The sequence below is a fragment of the Neoasaia chiangmaiensis genome (assembly GCF_002005465.1).
Classification (GTDB): Bacteria; Pseudomonadota; Alphaproteobacteria; order Acetobacterales; family Acetobacteraceae; genus Neoasaia; species Neoasaia chiangmaiensis.
This window is the reverse complement of sequence record NZ_CP014691.1, coordinates 2,420,247-2,444,427: the sequence shown is the minus strand read 5'-3', so window position 1 is coordinate 2,444,427 and position 24,181 is coordinate 2,420,247. Positions and strand designations below refer to the sequence as shown.

Annotated in this window: 17 protein-coding genes; 9 read left to right on the top strand and 8 right to left on the bottom strand. The window is 60.8% G+C overall.

All coding sequences use genetic code 11. The features are described 5' to 3' along the window. Window positions 1-60 precede the first annotated feature (60 nt). Window positions 61-711, bottom strand: coding sequence for a LysR family transcriptional regulator (locus A0U93_RS11760; RefSeq protein ID WP_281251198.1), 651 nt, complete (start codon window positions 709-711; stop codon window positions 61-63). A 93-nt stretch (window positions 712-804) separates the two neighbouring features. On the opposite strand from A0U93_RS11760, the gene A0U93_RS11755 reads away from it, so the two are divergent. Continuing rightward, the gene (locus tag A0U93_RS11755) at window positions 805-1,722 is read left to right on the top strand and encodes an alpha/beta hydrolase (protein ID WP_077807505.1); all 918 of its coding nucleotides are present in this window, start codon (window positions 805-807) and stop codon (window positions 1,720-1,722) included. A 32-nt stretch (window positions 1,723-1,754) separates the two neighbouring features. Further along, complete coding sequence (locus tag A0U93_RS11750) at window positions 1,755-3,287, top strand: DUF3732 domain-containing protein (protein ID WP_077807504.1); 1,533 nt, start codon at window positions 1,755-1,757, stop codon at window positions 3,285-3,287. 338 nt (window positions 3,288-3,625) lie between these two features. On the opposite strand, the gene A0U93_RS11745 is transcribed toward A0U93_RS11750, so the two are convergent. The 3 genes from A0U93_RS11745 to A0U93_RS11735 form a co-directional block, all read right to left on the bottom strand. Further along, window positions 3,626-5,368, bottom strand: a complete 1,743-nt coding sequence (locus A0U93_RS11745) for a retron Ec67 family RNA-directed DNA polymerase/endonuclease (protein WP_077807503.1) — start codon at window positions 5,366-5,368, stop codon at window positions 3,626-3,628. Window positions 5,369-5,968: 600 nt separating this feature from the next. Then, window positions 5,969-8,260, bottom strand: a complete 2,292-nt coding sequence (locus tag A0U93_RS11740) for a TonB-dependent receptor (RefSeq protein ID WP_169852757.1) — start codon at window positions 8,258-8,260, stop codon at window positions 5,969-5,971. An 85-nt stretch (window positions 8,261-8,345) separates the two neighbouring features. Beyond that, window positions 8,346-9,140: an AraC family transcriptional regulator gene (locus A0U93_RS11735; RefSeq protein WP_158507566.1), complete on the bottom strand. Its 795-nt coding sequence runs from the start codon at window positions 9,138-9,140 to the stop codon at window positions 8,346-8,348. A 638-nt stretch (window positions 9,141-9,778) separates the two neighbouring features. Between A0U93_RS11735 and A0U93_RS11730 the strand changes: the two genes are divergently transcribed. Then, window positions 9,779-11,335, top strand: a complete 1,557-nt coding sequence (locus tag A0U93_RS11730) for a S9 family peptidase (RefSeq protein ID WP_245824858.1) — start codon at window positions 9,779-9,781, stop codon at window positions 11,333-11,335. After that, the gene (locus A0U93_RS11725; RefSeq protein ID WP_169852756.1) at window positions 11,332-12,801 is read left to right on the top strand and encodes an APC family permease; all 1,470 of its coding nucleotides are present in this window, start codon (window positions 11,332-11,334) and stop codon (window positions 12,799-12,801) included. The genes A0U93_RS11730 and A0U93_RS11725 overlap by 4 nt, the downstream gene beginning before the upstream one ends. Here the strand turns inward: A0U93_RS11725 and A0U93_RS11720 are convergent. Further along, window positions 12,791-13,510: an FMN-binding negative transcriptional regulator gene (locus A0U93_RS11720; RefSeq protein ID WP_077808493.1), complete on the bottom strand. Its 720-nt coding sequence runs from the start codon at window positions 13,508-13,510 to the stop codon at window positions 12,791-12,793. The genes A0U93_RS11725 and A0U93_RS11720 overlap by 11 nt on opposite strands. Before the next feature lie 163 nt (window positions 13,511-13,673). On the opposite strand from A0U93_RS11720, the gene A0U93_RS11715 reads away from it, so the two are divergent. Then, entirely contained in the window at window positions 13,674-14,612 is a 939-nt protein-coding gene (locus A0U93_RS11715; RefSeq protein WP_169852754.1) for an alpha/beta hydrolase, read from the top strand. Window positions 14,613-14,735: 123 nt separating this feature from the next. On the opposite strand, the gene A0U93_RS11710 is transcribed toward A0U93_RS11715, so the two are convergent. Continuing rightward, a complete protein-coding gene (locus A0U93_RS11710) occupies window positions 14,736-16,124 on the bottom strand; it encodes a hypothetical protein (protein WP_077807498.1) in 1,389 nt (462 codons plus the stop codon). 129 nt (window positions 16,125-16,253) lie between these two features. Between A0U93_RS11710 and A0U93_RS11705 the strand changes: the two genes are divergently transcribed. Next, on the top strand, window positions 16,254-17,045 hold the full coding sequence (locus tag A0U93_RS11705) for a BPSS1187 family protein (RefSeq protein ID WP_077807497.1): 792 nt from the start codon (window positions 16,254-16,256) through the stop codon (window positions 17,043-17,045). A 45-nt stretch (window positions 17,046-17,090) separates the two neighbouring features. Here the strand turns inward: A0U93_RS11705 and A0U93_RS11700 are convergent, their stop codons facing one another. Continuing rightward, window positions 17,091-18,167, bottom strand: coding sequence for a sensor histidine kinase (locus A0U93_RS11700; RefSeq protein WP_245824856.1), 1,077 nt, complete (start codon window positions 18,165-18,167; stop codon window positions 17,091-17,093). Window positions 18,168-18,296: 129 nt separating this feature from the next. Then, on the bottom strand, window positions 18,297-19,481 hold the full coding sequence (locus A0U93_RS11695) for a sigma-54-dependent transcriptional regulator (protein WP_077807495.1): 1,185 nt from the start codon (window positions 19,479-19,481) through the stop codon (window positions 18,297-18,299). Window positions 19,482-19,674: 193 nt separating this feature from the next. Between A0U93_RS11695 and A0U93_RS11690 the strand changes: the two genes are divergently transcribed. From A0U93_RS11690 to A0U93_RS11680, 3 genes are read left to right on the top strand one after another with little or no spacing between them, the layout of a single operon-like run. After that, entirely contained in the window at window positions 19,675-20,997 is a 1,323-nt protein-coding gene (locus A0U93_RS11690) for an efflux RND transporter periplasmic adaptor subunit (protein ID WP_077807494.1), read from the top strand. Between the two features lie 16 nt (window positions 20,998-21,013). Then, window positions 21,014-21,697 carry an ABC transporter ATP-binding protein gene (locus A0U93_RS11685; RefSeq protein ID WP_077807493.1) on the top strand — a complete coding sequence of 228 codons (684 nt, stop codon included), beginning with the start codon at window positions 21,014-21,016 and terminating at the stop codon, window positions 21,695-21,697. A gap of 14 nt (window positions 21,698-21,711) precedes the next feature. After that, window positions 21,712-24,177 (top strand): ABC transporter permease, encoded by a 2,466-nt coding sequence (locus A0U93_RS11680; protein WP_077807492.1) that lies wholly within the window; start codon window positions 21,712-21,714, stop codon window positions 24,175-24,177. Window positions 24,178-24,181: the final 4 nt, after the last annotated feature.

Below are 24,181 nucleotides of genomic sequence, written 5' to 3'. Positions count from 1 at the left end.
AAATGCCTGCAGCCACGACATCTGCCGTTCCTGTAAACGTATAACGCAGGGTTCTGTCGATCAGAGCCTGTTCCGGTTCGCTCCACGAAACAGCGCGAGATGCTGGAAATTGCGTCGGACGCCCTCGACGCAGCGCAACAAAATGTTGCTCCAGTGAAGTCGCTGCATGCTGCGCCTCGGCTGGTGTATCTCCAATAATCGCATTGACGGCCAGCATGGCATATCCGGACCGATCCGTACAGCGATCATGTCTTTCGCAATCTCGCCGCCCAACCGGATGCCAGCGTCGAAGCGATCTGCCACCACATCCGCCAGTCCGTAATCGATGGTCACGTCCACGCGGATATCGGGATTGTCTCGCAGAAGCTGCTTCACGCCGGGAAGGAGAATGGTTTTCGCCGCATGTTCCACGGTCGTCACCCGGATGGTGCCCGATGGACGGTCCCGCAAATCACCCAGAGAGGCCACCGCCGCGTCCAGATCATGCAGCATGGGGCCAAGTGTCGCGAGCAGCCGCTCGCCCGCTTCCGTCGGTGCCACGCTGCGGGTGGTGCGTGACAGCAGGCGCATGCCCAGCCGTTCTTCCGTCCGCCGCACGATCTGGCTCAGACCGGACTGTGCAATGCCAAGACGACGGGCCGCCTTGGTGAAGCTGCCTTCCTCGGCCACCACGACGAAAGCTGCCAGATCGGCGATTTCATCCCGCCTCATTGATCACTCCAGTGATAGGGCCATGACAAATTATCTCTCTAATCCACACAATGCACCTGTCTTATCCTGATGTCATCAACAGGAGACAAAGCCATGGGCAAGATCAGCTTTACCAATTCGAACAACCCCACAATCACCATGTCTGCCGTAATCAATTTCCCCAATGGCTTCGACGAGGCGAAAAAATGGCCTGCCATTGTCGTCTCCCACCCTGGCGGCGGCGTGAAGGAGCAGACGGCTGGCACCTACGCGCAGAAACTCGCGGAACAGGGCTTTGTCACCATTGCGTTCGACCGGTCCTGTCAGGGTGAAAGCGGCGGTGAGCCACGCCAGCTTGAAAACCCCTACGTCAGTACGGAAGACGTCAGCGCCGTTATCGACCATCTGACGACGCTGCCCTACATCGACCAGAACCGCATCGGCGCGATGGGCATCTGTGCGGGCGCGGGCTATACGGCCAATGCCGCCATTCAGGACCGTCGCATCAAGGCAATCGGCACCGTCAGCGCAGTCAATATCGGCTCCATGTTCCGCAATGGCTGGGACAATTCGGTGCGTTCGATCGACGCGCTTCCGCTGATCGAAGCCGGGTCCAATGCCCGCACCGCAGATGCCGCAGGCAACGGTTACGCCACCATGCCACTCGCGCCGCTGACGGAGAAAGATGCGCCGAACGAGGAGCTGCGTCAGGCCTGGGAGTATTATCACACGCCCCGCGCCGAATGCGCGACCGCGCCGGGCTTTGCTACGTTGCGGAGCCTGAACCAGATTGTCACCTATGATGCCTATCACATGGCCGAAACCTATCTGACGCAACCGATCCAGATCGTCGTCGGCAGCGACGCGGGCAGCAAATGGATGAGTGACGATCTGTATGACCGCGCTGCCAGTGCGGACAAGTCGGTCCATATCGTGAAAGGCGCCAATCACATGGATCTCTACGATGGAAAAGCCTTCGTGACCGAAGCCGTTTCCGTGCTCGCGCCGTTCTTTCAGGCCAAGCTGGCGTAACGAGCCTGCAAAGCAGAACGAAGGATATCGAGATGAAATCCGTCCAGATACAGAATGCCGATATGGCATGGCCGATTGCAGCCAACATCCGCCACGCCTTGATGTTCTGTATCCAGGATCAAGACGAGATCGATAGTCGGAAGATACTGTTTCACCGTCAGAGCGAGCCCTTCCTGCCGCAAACGATCAAGGACGTGCTCCCTTACTTTCTCGGCGCGATCGACGAGGATCTGCTACGGCGGAAGGTACAGCTCGATCTTGAGCGGAAAGAGCTGAGGAAGCTGCAGAAGCTCGCTGGGGAGCGCGAGCAACTCGCCAATCTCTCTGGCGCACGTACGGAAGAAATGTTCCGCGAGGCGCAATCCGTTGGTCTGATCCCTCCAGGACAACCACCGGCGCAGGACATAGCTCTCAGCGGCCTTCGTGCCATCAACCCGGTGATCCAGGAAGTCCCAGTCCCACCGGACTCGACCGAACCGATCGCGATCCTTCGGCGCGAGCGAACGTCGTTGCGGCGTGAGCTTGGAGTCCTGAAAGAACGGCTTCGCCAGATCAGGCATGTCGAAGATGTGGCCGGAGGCTTTGCGCACGAAGCTGATGAGCAGCGCGCCAGGCTGGCGACCCTCGGGTTGGTCGCCAAGGGTGACGTGGAGACCTGCGCCTTGTGCGGATCGACCGATCTGCATGTCCCATTGGTAGCCGAGATGCATAAAACCTTGAGCGGGATCGACGAACAACTGAGCCAGGTCCGGCGAGAGGTACCCCGTCTGCAGGAAGCCCAGGGCGAACTGGTCGCGAAGCAGAACGACGTCGAGGATGCACTCAAGCATAACCAAGGCCAGATCGACGCGCTGGCCAAACAGGACGACGCCTTTCGAACGGAGCGGGACAGCCAGCTTCGCCTCGCTCGGACGATGGGCCGCATTGCCTATTTCCTAGAAACCTTGCCGCCTCCGCCAGCCGCGACGACGTCGGTCGACGAATTGGACGCGGCGCGCAAACGCGTTGAAGCGCTCGAGAAGCTTGTCGACCCAGAGAATACCGCTGAGCGATTGACCTCGACTCTCAATCTGATCGGCGACTACATGACGCGGGATTCAGAAAAGCTAGACTTGGAGCATAGTGGTAGCCGCCTGCGGCTGGATATCCGGCAGCTCGCGGTCGTCGCCGATACGCTCGATGGCCCAGTCCCGCTATTCCGCATGGGGAGCGGCGAGAACTGGGTAGGCTATCACGTGCTCGCACATCTCGCGCTGCATCGCTGGTTCCGGCAGAAGAATCGTCCCGTCCCCGGCTTCATCTTCTTCGACCAGCCTTCGCAGGCTCATTATCCGGCGGAGCAGGATCGCGCCGGAGACTTGTCGGATCTTCCGGACGCGGATCGCGAGGCCGTGTTCAAACTTTTCAAGCTGATGTTTGAGGTGGCGGTCGAACTGGCGCCGAATTTCCAGGTGATTGTGACCGATCATGCTGATCTGCGGGACAAATGGTTCGCCGATGCCGTCGTCGCTCGTTGGAGAGGACAAGGGCTGGTGCCGCAAAGCTGGATCGACGCCCGAGCTTAACCTCATCTTGGAAAACCGAACCGAGAACGTACCAATTGTATCTGTTCGATTAGGGCCACAGCATAGGAGAGGCTTGGCGTGCCTCAGGTGGCTATGGCGTAGGAATACCGCCCATCTTCACCGTTCTCGGCCCGTCCGCCGAGATTCGAACCTCGACTGGATAGAATGCGCGCACAAGTCCGCTATCCGCCTTTTCCGGTAGAGCATCGGATGATTCATGTCAGCTTTCGGGAAGCTCTCCCAACCGCCTGAATGACTGACATGACGGCGTATCCCGCCTGTCTGCTTCATATTCCTTGAGCGGATAGGCAGTACAGGGGGGAAACCGGCCTGGCCGCTCAAGGTGGCGGTGGGCTTGCTGTGTAGTCATCGAGAGCCGATACAATGCGATCAAGCAACCCGGAAAATTTTGAAAAGTCTATAATATCCTTCTTCGGTCGCACAACTTTCTCAGCAAATATCTGCTTCCCATATTTTCCAGGTTCACCATGCTTTTTATTGACGTCAAATTTCTTACCGTCGATTTCTGCTTTCAGGAGCGTTGGATCGAATAGATCTTCGATACAACTCTTACCCTTTGGGCCAGTCTCCGGGGTTTTGATGAGATACAAATTGGGGCCGAGCCGATAGAAGGCATCTGTGGACGTGAGTGAAATCCCTATAGCGCCAAGTCCCTTAGCAGCCCCGAAAATCTCCTTGGCACCGTCGTCATTGTCAATCAGTACGATCACCGGGTTGGGCAAAGGCCTATGATGGTAATGCTTTAGTAGTTCATGATACTTCCTTATGAAGTGAAATAGATCTCCAGATCCGCTGCCGAGCTGAAGCACGGCATGCACTGTACTCGAAAAATTCATGAATTTGAGTGCAGACTTGAACTTACCTTTGTCCATGCGGCCGAGCTGCGGATGATAGGCGATGAGCTTTTCTATCGCTGCCTGGAGATAGATCGAGTCAGTCTTGCCCTCGGGGATGATAAGAGGCTTGGGCGCCACAATAAAGTTTCGATAGAATAGAAACCGGTGGTAGAGCTTACGTGTCGCGGTGGCCGTCGTCTCTTTCTTCTTTTCAGCAGAAGACCGTTGGTCGATCTGATCGCGCACATGATAGATGTGGCCGAGCATCCCTTGCAGCGGCGCGAGCGAGGTTGCTGGTTCCTGCACATCGGGATCACCTGGTTTGCCGCCCGCCAAAGTGGCAGGGACCACACGATAGTAGCTGCCGTTGTTGAATAGAGACCAACACATCGCCCTGACAGGGCGATAATATTCCGGGAGGATATTTGGCTTTTCGTTGACTAGAAGGCCGGTCGTTACCTGACGCGATCCACGGTATTGCATCCGTGTCTTGACCGGATTGATTGCGAAGCCGGCTTTGTCGATCTCCTCGATCAGCGCCGCGCCTAGCGTCCATTCATGCTCCGTTCCAGCGACCAGAGCGGCCATATCGGCAGGGAACAACTTAGCGTTCGTGGAGAAGGTGATGTCATCAGCATAGCGGGAATATGTGCATTTCTGTGCCTTGGCGAGGCGGACCAGCCGAATGTCGAGTAGATGGCCGATGACATTTGAGATGACCGGAGAACATGGGCTGCCCTGCGGCAGCACGTTGTTATGACAGGCAATCTGCGCGATCAGGGTCGCGATTTTTGGGTCGAGCGCGAAGCGCTTGTCCTTGATGAACATACCACGCACCCGGCCAAAATTAATTGACGGAAAGAAATCCTTGAGGTCGAGGTTGAGCACATAGCGTCGCCGCCTATGGACGTTTGCGTTGGTGACGATCGACAGATGTTTGGCAAAGCCATGCGAGAGGTGTCGGCGAGGCGCACCCGCTTTGTCGATATCCGCCAGCGCCAGATAGAGGACATTGGCGAGACGGCGCTGGAGCAACTTCAATTTTGGCGTCGGCGCCAGAATGTCGCGCGGAGTACCGTCGCGTTTGGGGATAGTGAAGGTGGTGTATTTCCGCGCGGTGGGTAGATGATAAAGGAGATAAGCAAGTGCTGCTGGCTTATACCCTAGGATCGCGGCCAGCTCGTCAAGCGATTTGGCCGATTGTAGTTTTGCCAGGCTCGACACTCTTCTTCCTTAAATTGGCGGCTTACAGGCACTCCTATGCGACCGATCGATCGTCCGCTCAGCTTTGCAGCTGCAATAAGGGTAGTTGGAAGCATCACTGCCCAACATCGATGTCTTATATCGCGATACGCGATAACAACTCTGCCTGTAAGCCTGGAGACATCCTCGGCGATACCGTCAAGATTTTCAAGGCGCGCCAGCGCCGCTTTGTGAGTGAAGTCCCGGCTCCAGGTCCGACGAGCCGCGAATACGGGTTGTCTGCCTGTCTCCCTTGGAGAAGCCTCGTTCCATAGCCTCTCATCGTCGGTGGAGTTCATCTCAAGGGAATGAATCGCATCGAGAACAACGGACACCGACTCTCCGCCAATCTGTTCACATGTCCGATTCCAGGAAACGCAAGTCACTTCGCCTGCGTCCGAAATGAGGGCGACAGCCGCCTGTCCGCTCTATTTCCGCTAAGCCGACAGGGGATTTGTGGTGTTAGGACGCATGTAGGCTCTGCGCGCATAAAGGCAGCCAACCGGACTTTCGTACTTCCTCACATTGCATGCCTCCAAATTTGTGCCACGACTATGGAGGTGAAGACTGGTTCTAAAAAATTCAAAGATGCCAGTTCATTGTCATGCCGATGAGGCGGGGCGGCATCAAGTAAATTTGGTCCAGCGTCGGGGCACCGTTGATGTAGCCCATCGTCACGCCATGCGAGTTGTTGAGATTGTTGACGTAGAGACTGATGGAAGACGTGCCGATCCGCGTCTTGAACGTGCCCGTGGCCCGGATATCGACCGTGTTATAATCCCCAATCCGGAAGGAATTGCCGAGCAAACCGGGCGCACTGCCCTGATAGTGATGCACGACTGAAAACAGTGGATGCAACGGCAGGGTATCGCTCTGATAGCTGAGGATTTCGCTGAACTGCCATTTCGGGCTGGAGGCAAGTTGAGATCCTTTGGCGATGACGGTGCCGAATGCCTCGGTGATGGTATGGTTCGTATGCGCGTCGTCATATGTCGCGTTCACGTTCAGCGACAGGCCAGGCAGCGGCGTGAACCATGTGCCGGTAAATTCGAAACCCCGGCTGGTCGAACTGCCGACATTCGCGCCATACGTGATGCCGTCCGGACGCGACAGACGCGTTTGCATATTGCTCCAGTCGATCCAGTAGAGTGTCGGTTCGAGAACAAGGTGGTTATGGAAAAAGTTAAGGCGCGCACCCGTCTCGTAGTTGATCAGGCTGTCCGACTTGGTGCCTGCGGGTGTCGGGTATTTCGGGTTGATCGGATTGGTGTTGGGCGCGCCGAACCGGTAACCTTCAGACAGGAGGAAATACGCCATAACCTGCCGGTTCGGCTCGTATTTGATCGAGAATTTCGGCAGTGCGCTCGTCTGTGAGACGGTGGACGCACCCCGATGATACAGTGTGCCATAATCGAGATAGGCACCGTAGCCGCCGAGCTCGCTTGAGGAATTCTGCGACATGTTGAACACGCGCGCGCCGCCGGTCACAGTGAAGTCATGCAAAAAGCGATAGGACATCTCGCCGAAGATCGACTTTTCGGTACCGTCATACTTCGCGACATCCGGATTTTCCCAGTCGTCGCCCTGAGATACAAGCTGACTCGCAAGTGCTGGCCCATAAATTCCGGCAAGTGCAGGCTCGATTCCAGGTGTCAGCACAGGCGCGCTGATCCGTTTCCACGTCTCGTAGAATGCGGCGCCGAGCAGCCAGGTGAAATTGCTATGTTGATGGGAAGCCAGCCGCACCTCGTAATACATTGACTTGCTGTCGCCGTCCTGTGGCGCGTAGGTCGGTGAGTTTAGGCCAGGTACGACCTGTCCGAAAAAGGGTGTGTCGTCCCAGTAGCTGCTCTGCCCTTTGCGAAGGAATGCGCCCATGGCGGACAATGTCGCGAATGGCAGTTCCTGATCGAGCCTAAGTTCATGCATCTGGGTCTGGGTATAGACGCGCTCCGTAATGCCGCGCTGTTTGGTGTAATCGCCCAAAGCCTGGGGTTCGGAATAGGGGTCGTCCGACACCTGGACGCTTTGTCCGAGATAGGTATAGGCGATCTTGGTGCCGTCCACTGGCGTGAAGACGATGCTTGCGCGGGCGTTGCGCGTATAGGTCGTGTTCGTGTTGCGTCCGACGCCGAGATTGGTGATATAGCCGGGATCCTGACGATAATCGAGCACGCCGCGAATGGCGAGTTTACCCTTGATAAGCGGGATGTTGATCATCCCTTTTTCGCCATAGCCGACTTCGTGACCCGGCATGCCGTCGATGGTCGACTGCGCGGCCGCGTCCCATTTCGACGCATCGGCCTGATTGGGAATGTAGTCGATGGCGCCGCCCAGTGTCGCCGATCCGAACAGTGTGCTCTGTGGCCCGCGCAGCGCCTCGACACGGGCCACGTCGAACGTGTCGATATTGGGAATGTCGATCGCGAATCCCGGCTCGGTCAGAGGAATGTCGTTCAGGAAATACCCCGTCGTGCCCTGCCCCTGATCGAGACCAGCCGTCGTGGAAATGCCACGAAACGTGATGGTCGAGATGCCGGGGACGGTCGGCGTGAACGTCGCCCCCGGAATGAGCTTGATGTAGTCCTCATAGGATTGTGCTCCGATCTGTTCGAGCTTTTTCCCTGTGAGCACAGTCACGGAGTTGGCGACGTCATGTGTGGTCGTGCGCCGACGCGTGGCGGAAACCGTGATAGCCTCTCCCGGCGCGGCATCAACAGTCTGATCCGGGGTTCCCGAACCGGTATGAACACCGGGAACGGCCTGCGCCGCCGGGCGCGTGCCGGGATGCGTCGCTGGACGTGTCGTCGAACGGGCAGCCCGGGCATGCCGCGACGCGACTGGAGTCTGTGCCAGCGCGGAAGATGCCATCATGGTGGCAACACCCGCTGTGAGAAGGCAGCGTGTTGCGGCCCGGACCCTGCAAGACATTGGGCGATCCTTCCTGAAAAAATCGGCGTCAGATTATGGTGGAGGCGGTGCGCACGGCCCGGTTCGCAGCATAAGCACTGGGGGCTGCACCGAAGATGCGTCGAAAGACGGCGCTGAAGGCGCTGGGGCTGTCGTAACCGACACTGTAGGCGACTTCGGTAACGGAAATTCCTTGTTCGAGCATGGCGATGGCCTCCACCATCCGCGCCTGCTGCCGCCAGGCGGCAAGCCCCATGCCGGTCTGCTGCCGGAACAGTCGCGTGAAGGTGCGTCGTCCCATCGCTGCCTCCCGTGACCAGTGATCGAGATCGCATGTATCGGACGGATCGGACAGGATCGTCCGGCACACCCGGGCCAGTCTCGGATCGGACGGCATGGTGACCTGCAGATTGAGATCAGGCATCCGGTCCAGTTCGTCCAGCAGAAGCGCGGTCAAACGCCCCTCACGGCTGTCCGGGGCATAAGGCAGGCGGAAATGCAGGATCTCGCCGATCAGCGCGCGAACCAGCGGTGTCGTGTCGAACACGCGGCAGTGGTTGCCCCAGGCCCGAAGCGACTTGTCGATATAGAGCGTGTTGAACACCACGGCGCCTCGGGTGGTCACCTGATGGTGAGTCGAGGCTGGGATCCACATTGCGCGAAACGGCGGCAGGATGAAGCTCGTCTCCGCTGTCATCACGGTCATCATGCCCGACAGCGTGAGGGCGAGCTGACATTGTTCATGGGCATGCAACGGATCGTTGAAACCGGACGGGTAACGATCTTCGAGTCCCACGACCGGCTGGACGCTGAATGGCAGATCGGCACTTCGTTTGAATATCACGACTTTCGCCTCCTCCGTCATGATCCTGCCGCCCCAAAACGTTACGTTCCGAGTTTGAAACGTAATCAATGTTTCGACCCCGCGTCTTTTCCATAAGGGCCAACAGCCATCTTGAAAGGGCCATTGAGCCCATGCATGTCCCTGCACGGATGGACAAGTCACAATCGCAATGAAAATCTCGGCACGATTAAATCGACCTAGGGATTCTCCTGATGCTGCACCGACCGTCGCACGTATGCCGGCGTCTCATCTCCGCCGGCCGGGTACTTGCGCTGGCAGGCATGCTGATCGGCGGCGATGCCATCGGACATCCTGCGATATCGCCACCAAATCCGATCACCCCCTATGCAATCACTCACCTGCGGCACCCGGCCGACGTCGTCCTGTCTCCTGATGGAACGCAGGTTGTGTTCGAACTGGATGACGCAGCCCCTCCAGATAAGCCGCCTAGGACTCGACTTTGGATAAGCGCAACTACATCCTCCGGCCGTATGGTTGCCCTTCCCGGCAGTTTTTCAGGCGATCACGCGCCAGAATGGTCCCCGGACGGAAGGACGCTCGCCTGGATTGGCACCCATGGTGGGCCGACCGCACGTTTGTGGCTCACAGGCTCTCCGGGAGCTAAGAGGCCTGCGAGAGTGCGCTCGCTCGCTACGCCGCCCGGCAACATCAATTCATTCCGTTGGGCACCTGATGGAAAAACGCTCCTGGTCCTGGTAACGCGTGAAGATCACCCCTCTGCTTCCGGTGCTCGTGCGACATCCGGGCAGAAGGGCGCCAGGCTGTTTCTCGTCCCGCTTGATGGTCGCCGAGCGCATGCGCTTACCATCGCGGACCCTGCGGTATTCGATGCCGCCTGGGCGCCGGACAGCCGAAGCCTTCTTGTACGCAGCAGCGACGATCCCAGCCTGGATGCGTTCTGGTATCGCTCGCACGTGACGGTCGTAGATCTCGATGGGCATGAACTGGCGCGTCTTCCCGGCCATGCGACCGCCGTTCACCCAGGCTTCTCGCCGGACGGACGCCATATCGTCTATGGCGTGTTCGCCGCTGACGGAATTTCAGGCGAGATCCGCCGTTATGACTGCGACGGTCACACCGCCCATCCGATCGGCGCCGACTGGAGCGGGTCCCTGCGCGCGCTGCACTGGGATGCGGACGGCAGGGGGCTGACAGCGATCGGCATCGAGGATGTGACACCCACGCTCGCCCATGTTGATGCAGGGACCGGCCACGTGACGCCGACGACGCCTTTGGGCGGCGAACCTTACGATTTTTCGATGACGAAGGATGGGACGGTCGCCGTCATCGCGAGCCGGCCGGATGATCCGGACAACATCTGGGTAGTGCGTCACGGACAGGCCACACGCGTCACCGATCTTGATCCTCAGGTTCACGGCTGGCCGCTCGGTACGCAGCGTATCGTTCATTGGCGGAGCAAGGATGGCACGACGCTGTCCGGCTTGCTCGTCCTGCCGCCGGGCGCGACGCGGAACGTGCCGTTGCTGGTGCAAATCCATGGCGGCCCGTATGACGCCTGGCCGAACGGATGGCTCGGATCGTGGCACAACTGGGCGCGGATGCTCGCGGCGAACGGTATTGCGACGTTCATGCCGAACCCGCGCGGATCGGACGGGCGCGGCCCGGAATTCGCCCGTGCGACCGTGCACGACTGGGGCGGGGTCGATGCGCAGGATATCCTCGATGGCATCGATGCGCTGGAGCGCGATGGCACGGCTGCTGCCGGACGTATCGCGATCAGCGGCTGGAGCTATGGCGGGTTCATGGCGGCGTGGCTTGCCGGACATAGCGACCGCTTTCGCACGGCAATCGACGGCGCGGGGCCGACCCAGCTTTCGGCCATGGCGCTGAGTACAGACGTCACGACCGGATTCCTCCCGCCGTATTTCGGCGATCCGATCCGCGAGCGCGCGCTTTACGACGCCCATTCGCCGTTATTCGCCGTCGATGCGATCACGATTCCGATGCTGCTGATGCACGGCGCGGCAGATGCACGCGTACCGCCGGAGCAGAGCCGGATGCTGTTCAATGCGCTCCGGGCGCGCGGGCGTCGCGTGGAACGCGTGACCTATGCCGGGGCACCGCACTGGTTTGGGGAATCGGTGTCTTCTGCAACTGAAACCGACGTGCAGGCCCGGGTACTGGCATGGTTGCGTGGGACTTTGGTGCAATGAGCCTGCCTGTTGGATCCGGCGTGCGTGCCAGCGGCAACGCTCTCCACCGCACGTTAGGCGCACGCGATCTGGTGCTGCTCGGTATTGGATGCGTCGTTGGCGCCGGGATTTATATCCTGCCCGGCGTGGCGGCAGCCGACTATGCCGGGCCCGCCGTGACAATCGCGTTCCTGCTGGCAGGCGCGGGGTGTCTGCTGACCGGGTTGTGCTATGCGGAACTCGCCGCCGCCATGCCGGAAGCCGGGGCAGCCTATCTTTATGCCGCACGCGCATTCGGGCCCCGTCCGGCCCTCTGGGTCGGCTGGATGCTGATGCTGGAATACTGGCTCGCGGGTGCCACGGTCGCAACCGGTTTCATCGCCTATCTGCAAAGCCTGCTGCGCGACATGGGTATGTCCATGCCGCAATTCCTCGTGACGGCGACCATAGCACCCGCGCACGGCGCGGCATCGTCGACCGGCCCACGTGCGGATATCGCGGCCGTGCTTGCTCTGGGGCTTGCAGGCTTTGCCCTGATGTTCGGCGCACGCGTGACCGCTCACGCCAATACGGCACTGGTCGCCGTCAAGATCGGCGTACTCGCGCTGTTTCTCGTCGTGGGCTTCAGCCACGTTCATCCAAGGTTGTGGCATCCGTTTCTGCCGCCGTCGGACGGCCCGTTCCACTATGGGCCAAGCGGCCTCGTCCGGGCGACGAGCATTGTGTTCTTCGCCTATCTCGGGTTCGATGCCGTCGCCAACGGGGCGGCCGAAGCACGCCGCCCCGGCCGGGACGTGCCATTCGGCCTGATCATGACATTACTTGTCAGCACGGCGCTCTATATCGCCGTGGCACTCGTGGTGACCGGCATCGTGCCCTACCGGCAGCTCGACGTGCCGGACCCGGTCGCACGGGTCATGAGTGCGATCGGATATTGCGGCCTCTCATCGCTTATCAAGGTCGGTGCGTTGGCCGGGCTGGGATCGGTGATGCTGGTGAACACCTATGGACACTCCCGTATCTGCCTGTCCATGGCGCGTGCGGGCGTTCTGCCGGGCTGGATGGCGCGGGTTGATAAGACCTCCGGCGCGCCACGCGCTGGAATCGCGGCAACCGCGTTTGCCGCGGGCGTTGTTGCAGCCCTGTTCCCGATCTCGATCCTGGCGGATGTGGTCAGCCTCGGCACCATGGCGGCCTTCGCCGGTGTTGCGCTGAGTGCCATGCGGCTGCGTGTCAGCGAACCCGACCTGCCGCGACGCTTTCGCATACCGTTGGGTGGCGTCGCGCGCTGGGGGCTCTGGTTCGGGATCGTCCCGGTCGCGGCCTTCGCCGTCTGCTGCACGATGATCGGGGTCGTCGTGACCGACCTCACGCTTCAGGCGGCGACCGGTCATCCGGCTCCGCTGATTTTCCTAGGCGCTTACATCGTTGCCGGCGCCATTCTGATCGAACGGATGATGCGCAGCGGGCGCAGGCTTACGCCATGACCGGCAGGTCGTCCGCGAACCGGCGCATGGCCTCGGCCATACGCCGCTGCTGCAGCGAGCCCGCGCTCAGCGCTGCCTCGACCCGGGCGCGGTCGTCCGAATCGTTCTGCTGGGCAAGCCGCAACTGCCCTTCAAGCCGGCGCAGCGGAATTTCAAATCCAACGATGTGAGGCAGCAGTTTCGCCATGTAGTCTTCCACTCCATCGGCCGACCATGGCGAGCCCTCTGCCAGCGCCAAAGCGCTCGCGCGCACCACGCTATCGCGCAGTCCGGCGACATCGGTCACCATCGTCGCCCGTCCGCGTGCCTGCACTGCCACATACAGCCAGGTCGGCACGCGCGGCGCGGTTCCGTACCAGTCGGGCGAAACCCCGCTGTCAGGCCCGAGAAACGACACGACCGCCTCGTCAGCCTGCGCCAGGGCCGCGCAGTGAGGATTACGGCGATCGAAGTGTCCGATGAGGGTTCCGAGCGGACCTCGTGTGCGATCAAGCACGATCGGAACATGGCTGACCACAATCGCGCCTTTTGCGTCGCAGCAGGCGACGGAGCCAAGGCGGATGGCTTCGATCAACGGCCACAGCCGGTGCGGATCATCACAACGATAAGGATCGGGTGCGAACATGACGTGCACTCTTGCATGACGCGGCCAGACGTGAAGCTGCGCGCGGGTCGGATTCATGCGGGCACGGGCCAGGTGCGACGTCATACTGACATGCCGGCATCATCGCTGTGGGCGCGAGGGCGTGTTCAGTCGCACAAGCGAAGTCCTGCCGTGTCTGGCCCAGCCGCGCGGATATTTGTCCTGCGTGGAAGCGACGTGCGGGGTCTCTATGCTACCCTTGACCTATGACCGACCAGTTTTTTGTCCGATGACGCGTGCGTCCCTCGATCCAGGCGTCCGCGCCTTTCTCGACCGGATGGCGGAGGCGACACGCGGCTTGGCCGCCTTCGAGACGTTGACGCCGTCTGCCGCCCGCGCTCAGGCTGAGGCAGTCCGCCGATGCCTCCATACCGCGCCGCCACGCGACATGGCGCGGATCGAGGAAATCGTCCTGGAGGATATCGCGCCGGCATTGCGGCTGCGGATCTACACCCCTCCCGGTGATGCACGTGGCTTACTCGCATATTTTCATGGCGGTGGTTGGACGATGTTCAGCCTCGATACACACGACCGCCTCATGCGCGCCTACGCCATAGGGGCAGGCATGGTCGTGGTCGGATTCGACTATGTACTGACGCCCGAATACGTTTTTCCAACCGCCCTGCATCAGGTCATTGACGGCATCCTGGCGTTGCGTGATGCAGAACGGTTTCCAGCCCTGGCGCGACTCCCGCTTTTCGCGGGCGGAGATTCGGCTGGCGCCAATCTCGTCGTCGCAGCGGCCCTGTCTCTGCGCGATGCAGGAAAAAATATTCTCACGGGATTGATGCTGACATACGGCGTTTTCGATAGCGAGACCGATCGGCCGTCGTATTCCCTGTATGACGGACCGAATTACATGCTGACAGCAAACGAGATGGAGCTGTTCTGGTCACGCTACATTCATGACCCCGGCATGCGATCGTCCCCGCTGGCATCGCCCTTGCGCGCATCCCTTGCCGGATTGCCCCGCGTGAGCATGACGATTGCCGAGTGCGACGTGTTAAGAGATGAAAACCTGGCATTCGCGCAGAAACTTAGAAACGCGAACGTCAACGTCGAAGCAAAGGTTTATCTGGGAACAACCCACTCGTTTATTGAAGCATTCGAAACGGTGACCGTCGCGAAAAACGCAGTGGACGATCAGTGCAAGTGGTTAAAAACATAGGGGCCGTAAGCGTGTTCGTTGTGATCATCGCAGACGTAACAGCATTATTTCGTGCGCACCGATAAGTTTGTGCTTTTGTCGAAACAACGGGCGGTTGTAAGGCTGCAATAGCGCGAAAGCAGCCTATTTCCTGAGTTTCGCAACGCCGAGTTCCTGCCACATCCAGGTGAAATCATAGGCGGCCATGCCGCGCTGTCCGTCCCCGACCCTCGCGGCGTTGTTCTCCAGAGATTTGAGCCATGCGACAAGCTTTTCCCGACCGGCGGCCGTGCGCGCCGCCTGGCGCGGCGTGACGTCTCCGAGGGCGGGCACAGCCTCGTTCAGCACCTGCCGGTAATGACGCTCCATCGCCTCACCGATGAGCCGCGCCTCGTCCTCCGACGAAAGGCCCAGCGCTTCCCGATCATTTTCCGGATCGTGCCGTGCGTCCCGTTCGGCCAGCGCTTGGTCGGGCGTCATGATCTGCGTCAGCGGCGTCCCGAGCAGACCGCCCAGCACCTCGGCCAACATCGCCTGTGCACGCACCGCCCGTTCCCGCGAGTTGACCCCGACAAGAAGCTGCCGCCCCTTCAGTTCCAGCGTGCCCAGCACCGTTGTACCGTCATCCATCTCACTGGTCAGGGAAAGCCCTTCCTTAGCCCGCCCCTGCGGCCGGAACGCCTTCTTTGGCCCCTGATGGTTTTCCAGCCAGTTCCAGAACGTCCGGCTCTCCGGCCGCAGATTCGGGACAGCATCCAGCACTGCTACAACGGCCTTCTGCGTCACTCCTTTCGCAAGCGGGTAGCGAATTTTATGGAACAGAAGCTCGTCACCGTCACTGTTGAAGAGGAGATGAGACGTCCCCTCCATCTGCCGGGCCATATCTTCCATAGTCCGGAACAACCAGGTCAGCGTGAAGGCCGGCGCAAGTTCACGCAGCGTCTCCGTATCCAGCTTCGGGAAAGCCGCCTTGCCGCGACGCTTGCGCAAGGCCTCGTAAAAAGACGCCGACAGATCCTCGCAGGCTGCCGAGGAATAGGGCAACAGCCCGCCCGCCAGGATCATCTTTCCATCCGACGGGACGAGACGGGCAGCGATCCTATCCCACGGTTTCAGCGTCCGGGTGGCCGTGCCCTCCTGCACCAGAACCGGATCACCACCCTGCAGCAGGTCGCGCGCCATCAGGCTCTTGCCGGGCACGATATCCGAGACTTCATACAGGCTCATGACCGAGGTTTTCAGTGCCCGCATGTAGGCACTGTTGCGCGGCCCCTCTTTCCAGCCTCGCCGCTTCAGATAGACATCGATGAAATTCCGGCCGTTATCCCAGTCCTGCCCGAGAAAATCCTCGAAGGCGCAGCCCCACAGCGTCATGGCGACGTCGGGGCCGATCATCTCCGCCAGATCCTCGAACGCGATGTCGCCCGCTTCCAGTGCCGGAACGATGTGATCGTCAAGCACTTCGGCAAAGCAGTCCTGCCAATCTTCCTGATCGAGATAGCGAATCAGTCCCGAGAGTTCATGTGAGGCCATGGATCATCCTGTCAACGGCTCCGAATCCTACCGTGCGACGGCGACCGACATGAAGCAATTTCGGCACTCTCGGTTCGACATGACGGAGACTTTCTGCCTCCCGGAAACACGCTGGGACGAGCGCATCCTATGGGCGACAGCAACCAGTACGATCGCCTCCTGGTATTCTTCGAAAGCGCATCGTCGTTGAGGAACGCGCCGAGCCGGCCGTTTTTGATGGAGGCCTTGGCACAGCACTATCGTGTTCTTACGATCGATTACGTTTATAACCCGGCCGGAACAGTACTGTGTAATGCCTCAATGGATCCGTGTTTCTCGAAATACCGGCAGGCGAAGGTCTTCGGCGGCTCACTGATGAAAGGACTGGAGATCGTGCCTCCCGAGGCGTTGGTAGCTCGCACGTCATCAATGCTGAACTATCTGAACCGCACATTTCCGTCGGAACATTGGGACAGCTATCTCGATGACGGCGCTCCCCGCTGGAAAGCATTCGCAGTGTCTGGTTTTTCGCAAGGATCTGGTCTCGTTGCCTATCTTGCCAAACACCTCACTATGGCGCGGGTGATCCTGCTTTCCAGCCCATGGGACCATTATGACGCAACAGGCTCGATAGCGGCATGGCTCTCCGAACCGTCAGCGACCCCAGCCGATCACTGGTGGGGTATGTATGCTGCGCGGGAAGTGAGCGCAGGCTGGATGCAAAAGACCTATGCGGCACTGAAGATACCGGCGGATCATATCCGGCTGGTAACAGACGCTCCACAATGCGGCCCGACACCAGGAATATATATGCCTTACCATTGGTCCGTCACGGGATGGCGCTGTAGTCCTCGCACTCCCGATGGTCGGTTTATGGAGAAACCGCTTTGGGATGCTGTGCTGGGCGACGGAAGCTCGGGGACTGTGCTCAAAAGCCAGTAGATGCGCGTCTATCTACGCCCTCATCCAAGATTATCCGAGCCGTTCTCACAGTCGGATACATAATCCTGTTGTCCATGGTCCGAGCGCCATTTCGTCTTCCAGAATGAGCGCCCCGCCATGTCCCCGCACGATCTGCCGTGCGAGACTGAGCCCGATCCCGTTTCCGTTCGCCTTGAAGGAAACGAAAGGCTCGAAAATACGCTTGCGTTGGGCCGCGTCGATGCCACTGCCATTATCGTGCACCGTGATTTGAATGGCACCGTCAATCCATGCCCCGGCGAGTTGTATGCGCGGCGCAGGATGCTCCAAAGCAGCTTCCGCCCCGTTGTTCAGAAGATTGAGCAGCGCCTGCTCCATCTGCCCCCGGTCCAGCCTGACCATGATCCGTTTCGGCGGCAACGCAAGCTCAAGCGCCACACGTCCAGCCCATCGGGCATCGAAAAGTCGCGCCGTCTCGCGTAGCAGTTCCCCAAGATCGACCGGCTGCAGGTCCGGTGCAGGCAGACGCGCAAGATCGCGATAGCCGCGCACGAACCGATCCAGCCCATCGGCGCGTCGCCTGATCGTCGCGAGTGCCTCGCCGATCATCAGCCCCGTCTCACGCGTCGGAACTTCGCTGAACAATTCCGCCGCCGTCGCCGAGAGGGAGACGATCGGCGTCAGAGAGTTCATGATCTCATGGCTGAGAATCTGGAGCAGCTCGCGAAGCGCCTGTGCCTCGGCGGCGTTTATGCTCGCCTCGACATCCATCAACGCCAGATAAGCGACGATCCCGCCAGCACCACCGCCCTGTCCGACCGACACCGCATAGACACGCGATGAGCCGCCGGATGAAGGCAGTCGGATGACAGCATGCTCGGATGCGCTTTTGTCAGGTTCGATGACGGCAAGAAGCGCCGGAGGCGGCGCAATCAGCCGTCCTTCCGTCTCGAACAGGCGGCGCGCCGCCCGATTGGCGGCGTGAAGCGTGCCGTCGGTCTGCTGAAACAGCAGGGGCACCGGCGCATGATCGAGAAGAGCGCGATTGCGCAGCGTTTCGCGCCCGACAGGCCGCACGACGGATGGTTCCTTACGCTGAGCACGGCGCAGCAGCTCAAGCTGCGTTGCGATAAGCGAGGCCATGCAAAATACGGCGACACAGACGAGAAGCACGGCCGTCGCGAAAAATCCGTTCTGCCAAACGGGCCTCGCCAGACAACAAGCTGCGACGATGCCTGCCACTTTTGCCAATGTGGCGAGAACGACGCGCATCTATAGCCCGTACCGTGCCATCCGGCGATACAACGCCGGGCGTGTCAGCCCCAACTCCCGCGCGGCCTGTGTGACATTGAAGCCATGCTTGCGCAGCGCCGTTTCGACGAGCATGCGTTCCGTATCATGAAGCGTCGCCGGACCATCTGCGCTCCCATGCCGCTCGCAGGAAGGAACGTGCCAGGTCCCCGTCAAAACTGCGCGCTCAACCGTGGCGCGAAGGGATCGCACATTCTGGGGCCAGACCGCCGCTTTCAGGGACGCGAGACAGACGTCGTCCACGTCAGGCTCGGGCAGGCCGTGACGGGTGGCGAAATAATGCGAGAAATGGGTGACCAAGGCGACGATGTCATCAGGTCTTCGATCCAGGGGCGGTATGGTCAAGACCACCATGCCGAGGTGAAGCATCAGTCTGGGGTCAAGTCGCGCCTCCAGAACATTCCGATCAAGAGATGAAACTGCGATGACGCGCGGCGGATTGACTCTCTCGAGGCTGTCAGCCAGCCGACGCTGGATCGTCGGCGTTAGCGTCTCGACGTCCCGGATCAGCCAGTTCCCATGTTCCTCGGGCAATGTGTCGCATTCTTCCGCACGGATCAGAGTTTCACTCCCCGCATCGCGAGACAGGGCAAGAATACGCCGCGCCAGAAGCGTCTTTCCACTTCCCGGTGGGCCGCAGATGACGATCGGCGCCCGCGTCGGCGCAAGGCGATCCGCCTCCCCGACGATCCGCCCCAGCGCCGCTGAGGCCACGATCATGGCAGGCTCACCCGCCGTCTCGCGCCCGGTTGTCCGGCCTGCAAGCAACTTCTCGATCAGCGTCGCCAGACGATCGTTGTGCCACGGCTTCATGACGAAATCGCGCGCGCCGGCCCGCATCGCCTCGACAGCAATCGTGACACCACTGTGCCCTGTCACGACCACAACGGGCAACTCAGGACGCAGAACGAGCATGTCCTTCAGCAGCGTCAGTCCCTCGGCGCCGCTCGTTGCCCCTCTGCTGTAATTGAGGTCGAGCAGCACGAGATCGACCGCATGCGTCGCAAGCTGCGTCAGCGCGGATTGTGCGTCATTGGCGCACACGATTTCCAGCCTGCGATGCCTGAACAGCAGGCGGGCGGCTGATTGAATATCGGGATCGTCATCTACAAACAGCAGAAGCGGCTTGGCATCAGGCTGCGACATCAGGGCTCTGCTCGATTCGTTACATTACCCATCCGTTTTCCTCTTGACACAGCGTCCGAAGGTGTCCGCTTCCGGACAGCGTGTCCGATTTCGAACATGCCGAAATGGCGCGCGTGCAAATAGTCGTTTCTTATCAACAATCTAATGTTTGTCTTCATCATGATACACTGTTTTCCCAAAGGAGAAACAGCGTATGGATCGACCGGTCGCCAGCAGCCTTTCCGTTGCCGACACGCCACGTTCCGCCCTGGGCAGCGGCATGGATCGGGCCGTGCGGCCGTCGAAACGCAGGATTGTGGTTCGCCGCGCCTTGCGTTACGGCGCGCCCGTCGCGATCGTGGCGTTGCTTGTGGCCGGGTGGCGGCTTGTGCCAGCATCCGGCACGCTGTCCGTGCCGCGTGACCAATTGTCGACGGCAACGGTCACGTCCGCACCGTTTCTCGATTATCTGCCGGTCCGTGCGACGGTCGCGCCGCTGAACGTCACCTTCATCGACGCCGTGCAGGGGGGCGAAGTGGCCGAGGTGGTCGCACGGGACGGTGCCCTCGTGAAAAAGGGCGATATCCTCGCCCGCCTGACGAACCCGCAACTGCAACTGGACGTCACCTCGCGCGAAGCGCAGATCGCAAGCCAGCTCGGCGCGGTCAGCGCGCAGCGCCTGACGTTGCAGCAGACGCGCACCACCGAAGAGACGCAACTGGCGGAAGCGCGCTACAATCTCCTCAAGGCGCAGCGCGAGCTTTCGATCCGTGAACAACTGCACGGACAGGGCTTTGAATCCGAGGCGAATGTCCAATCCTATCGCGACGAAGCGGATTACTACGCCCAGCGTCTCAAACGTCTTGAGGGCGCGCTGACGCAGGATCGCAAGGTGGCGGATCGCCAAGGCGCGGAAATCGACGAGGAAGCGCAGCGTCTGCGCTCCAATCTCGACGTGGTCGAGGCCAGTCTTGGCGCTCTCGTCCTCCGCGCACCGTTGCCGGGGCGGCTCACCAACTTCGACCTTCAGCCGGGGCAGTCGCTCAAGGCAGGCGACAAGATCGGGCAGATCGACAGTGAGGGCCTGTATCGGCTCGATGCGGATATCGACGAATTCTATCTCGGTCGTGTCGCCGTGGGCGAGCGCGCGGAGGCCGATCTCGGCGACACGAAAATTCCCATGACCGTCTCGCGTGTCCATCCGCAGGTGACGAACGGTCAGTTCCGCGCCGAACTGACCTTCGACAGAGCGCCCCCGGGCGGCTTGCGTCGCGGCGAGAGCGTGGATCTGCGCATTACGCTGGGCGAAACGCACCGTGCGCTCGTGCTGCCGAACGGGGCGTGGCTGGAAGCCAGTGGCGGCTCGTCGGCCTTTGTCGTGGCGTCGAACGGCCATACGGCAGACCGCGTCGGCATCACGTCAGGCCGGCGTAACCCTGAGCAGGTGGAAATCACCGGCGGCCTGCACGAAGGCGATCGGGTGATCGTCTCGTCCTACAATTCCTACAAGAACTTCAACCATCTCGCGGTCCACTGAGCGAAAGGCCCCATACATGCTGATCGAACTCTCGCACATCCAGCGCCTCTATCGCTCTGACGAGGTGGAAACCACGGCGTTGCACGACATCGATCTGCGGATCGAGGCGAGCGAGTTCGTCGCCATCATGGGGCCGTCGGGCTGCGGCAAGTCCACGCTGCTTAACATCCTCGGCACGATCGACCGTCCGACGGCGGGTTCATACCGCTTCGGCGAGCACGAACTGACGGCGATGAACGAAGCGGCGCTGGCCAAATTCCGGCGTGAACATCTTGGTTATGTGTTCCAGAGCTTCAACCTGATCGACGAACTGACGATCGAGGAAAACATCGAGCTTGCCCTGGTCTATCGCAACATGCCGAAAGGTGAACGCCGCACGCGCGTGGCGCATGCCATGGATCGGGTTGGCATCGCGCATCGCGCGCGGCATTACCCGTCGCAGCTTTCCGGCGGACAGCAGCAGCGCGCCGCCATCGCCCGCGCGATCGTCGGCGCGCCGCGCCTGATCCTCGCCGACGAACCGACCGGCAATCTCGACACCGAAAATGGCGCGCAGGTGATGGATATCCTCCAGCGCCTCAACGACGAAGGCGCCACCATCGTCATGGTCACCCACTCCCCCAGCCACGCCGACCTCGCCCGCCGCCGCATCGACATGCTCGACGGCCAGGTCGTGGTCTCCGTGCGCAACGCGATCTGAGGGAGAAACGGAACATGCTGGCAACAATCTTTCGCAGTGTCATCCGACAGGCACGGCGTCACCCACTTTACGTCGGTTTAAACGTGTTCGGTCTGGCGCTCGGCATCGGCGTGTTTCTCGCGCTCGCCCTGCTCGTGCGGTTCGAATACAGCTACAACGCGGGGCTGAGGGACGTAGACCGTCTCGTGCGAGTCGATGGAATTTCGACCGAGCCGGGCACGGCGCGGGCGGAATATGACTCCGTTACCTTCCGCGCCCTGCCCTTCCTGCGGCAGGACTTCCCCGAGATCGTGGATGCCGCTCGAATAAAGCCGGAAGACGTCCAGATCAAACAGAAAGACGAGCTGGCAAGCCTTGATGCAACGCTGGCGGACCCGTCCATTCTTCGGATGTTCGGCATCCGCCTGGCGGCCGGAACGGACGATGCACTGACGCGACCGGATGGGCTGGTGCTCTCGCGCGCGGCCGCCACGCGCCTGTTCGGAACGTCGGACGTGCTGGGCAGGACGGTCACGATCGACCGGTCAGGAGTGAGCAGCAGGCATGTCGTCACGGCGGTCATGAACGGAGCGCGAGGGCCGAATTTTCTCGCCGATCTGGAGATGATCATCCCGATTCCTCCGGAAGATGAGCGCACCAGATCCTGCTTCATAAGCTGGGGCAGCGATTGCGGTTCCGTCTATCTCAAGCTCCGACACCCCTCCGACATTGTTTCTGTTCAAAGCCGACTGCGCGATTTCATCATTCGTCGCGCTTCGGGATCAGGGAGCGGTGATTCAAGCCTCGGCACTCATCCTGAGGAGACTTTTGCGCTGAATCTGGTGCCGATGCGCAATGCACGTTTTTACGATGCCAACGTTGTCGAAGCCTCCAACGGGGCCGACCGGAACGTGATCGACGGGATCGGACTCGTCGGGCTGTTGGCGCTCGCGCTGGCCTGCGCCAATACCGTGAACCTCTCCACCGCGCGCTCAGTGCTGCGCGCCCGGGAGATGGCGATCCGCAAGACTCTCGGCGGCACGCGATCCGCGCTCTTTGCGCAGTTCGTCGGCGAGGCGATAATGCTTACGGCCATCTCCGGCGTGCTGGGCCTCGCGCTTTGCGAAGTGCTGGTGCCGGAGGCCGCGACGTTGACGGGCGAATCCATCGCCATACCCTACGGCTTCGTCCTTGCCGTGCTGCCCCTGATCGTGTTCGGCTGCGGAATGGCGAGCGGGATCTACCCGGCGCTGGTGCTCTCGGGCACGCGACCGGCGGCGGTGCTGGCAGCGGCGAAGATGCCTTCGGGTGGTCGGGCCGCTGCGCGTCTGCGCGACGGTCTGGTGATCGCACAGTTCACCATCGCTGTGACCATCGTCATCGGCATGGTCGTCATCCACCGGCAGACCGGGTTTCTCCGCAGCGCCGATAGCGGGTTCGCGCGCTCGGGCCTCTTGATCGGCAGGGCTATTCCAATCAAGGACGTCACGATCCAGCGAAGAGTGCGTGAGGCATTGCGTTTAGTCGCTGGCGTGCAGTCCATCGCCTACGGCAAGCTGGCGCCGAATCCGAACAGCACGAGTCAGAGTGACTATTCCTATGTTGGTTCACACGGGACGATAAGAGTTCACCTCCTTCGGGATGTCGTCGACGGCGGATACTGGAACACCTACCGGCCGAGGCTCATCGCCGGTCGATGGTTCGACGACATCCACGGTCAGGATGTCTGGCCCACCTATGGCAAGGATGTTCACGATGCGGTCGGCAATGTCGTAATCAACTCGACCGCCGCACTGAGATTCGGCTTCGCCACGCCCGCCGACGCGATTGGCAAGGTTCTCGATGCACGTTGGGTTCATGTGACGATCGTCGGCGTGGTTGCCGACATGCGCTTCGGATCACCACGCGATCCTGTCTATCCGGGCGTAATTGCATACGATCCGCTGAAGGGCAGACCTTACGAGGGACCCATCCCCGCCGTACGTTTCACCGGCGTGCCGGAGCAGGAGATGGAGCGCCGCCTCGACCGCGCGTGGGCGAGCGTGCTGCCCGATGTATCCGCCCACTTTCAGGCCGCCAACGAGCGCATGGAGGATTACTTCCGTGCCGACGAGCAGCGCGGCCGCATCTTCGCCCTCGGCGCTGTGGCGGCCGTGGTGATCGCCGCACTTGGACTCTATGGTCTGGCCGCGTTCTCCACCGCGCGACGACTGCATGAGATCGGCATACGAAAAACCCTTGGGGCCACGTCGGGGCAGGTGATCGCGCTGCTCCTGCGTGATTTCCTCCGCCCGGTCGTCATTGCCTGCGTCATCGCCTGCCCGATCGGCTGGGCAATCATGCACGACTGGCTCTCGGGCTTCGACGAGCGGATCACGCTCGGACCGGTGTCATTCATGATCGCGGTCGCGGGCGCGCTGGCCATCGCGACGCTAACGGTGCTGGGCCAGACGCTGCGCCTGTCGCGCGCCGAACCTGCACGCGCCTTGCGTGCGGAGTGACGCC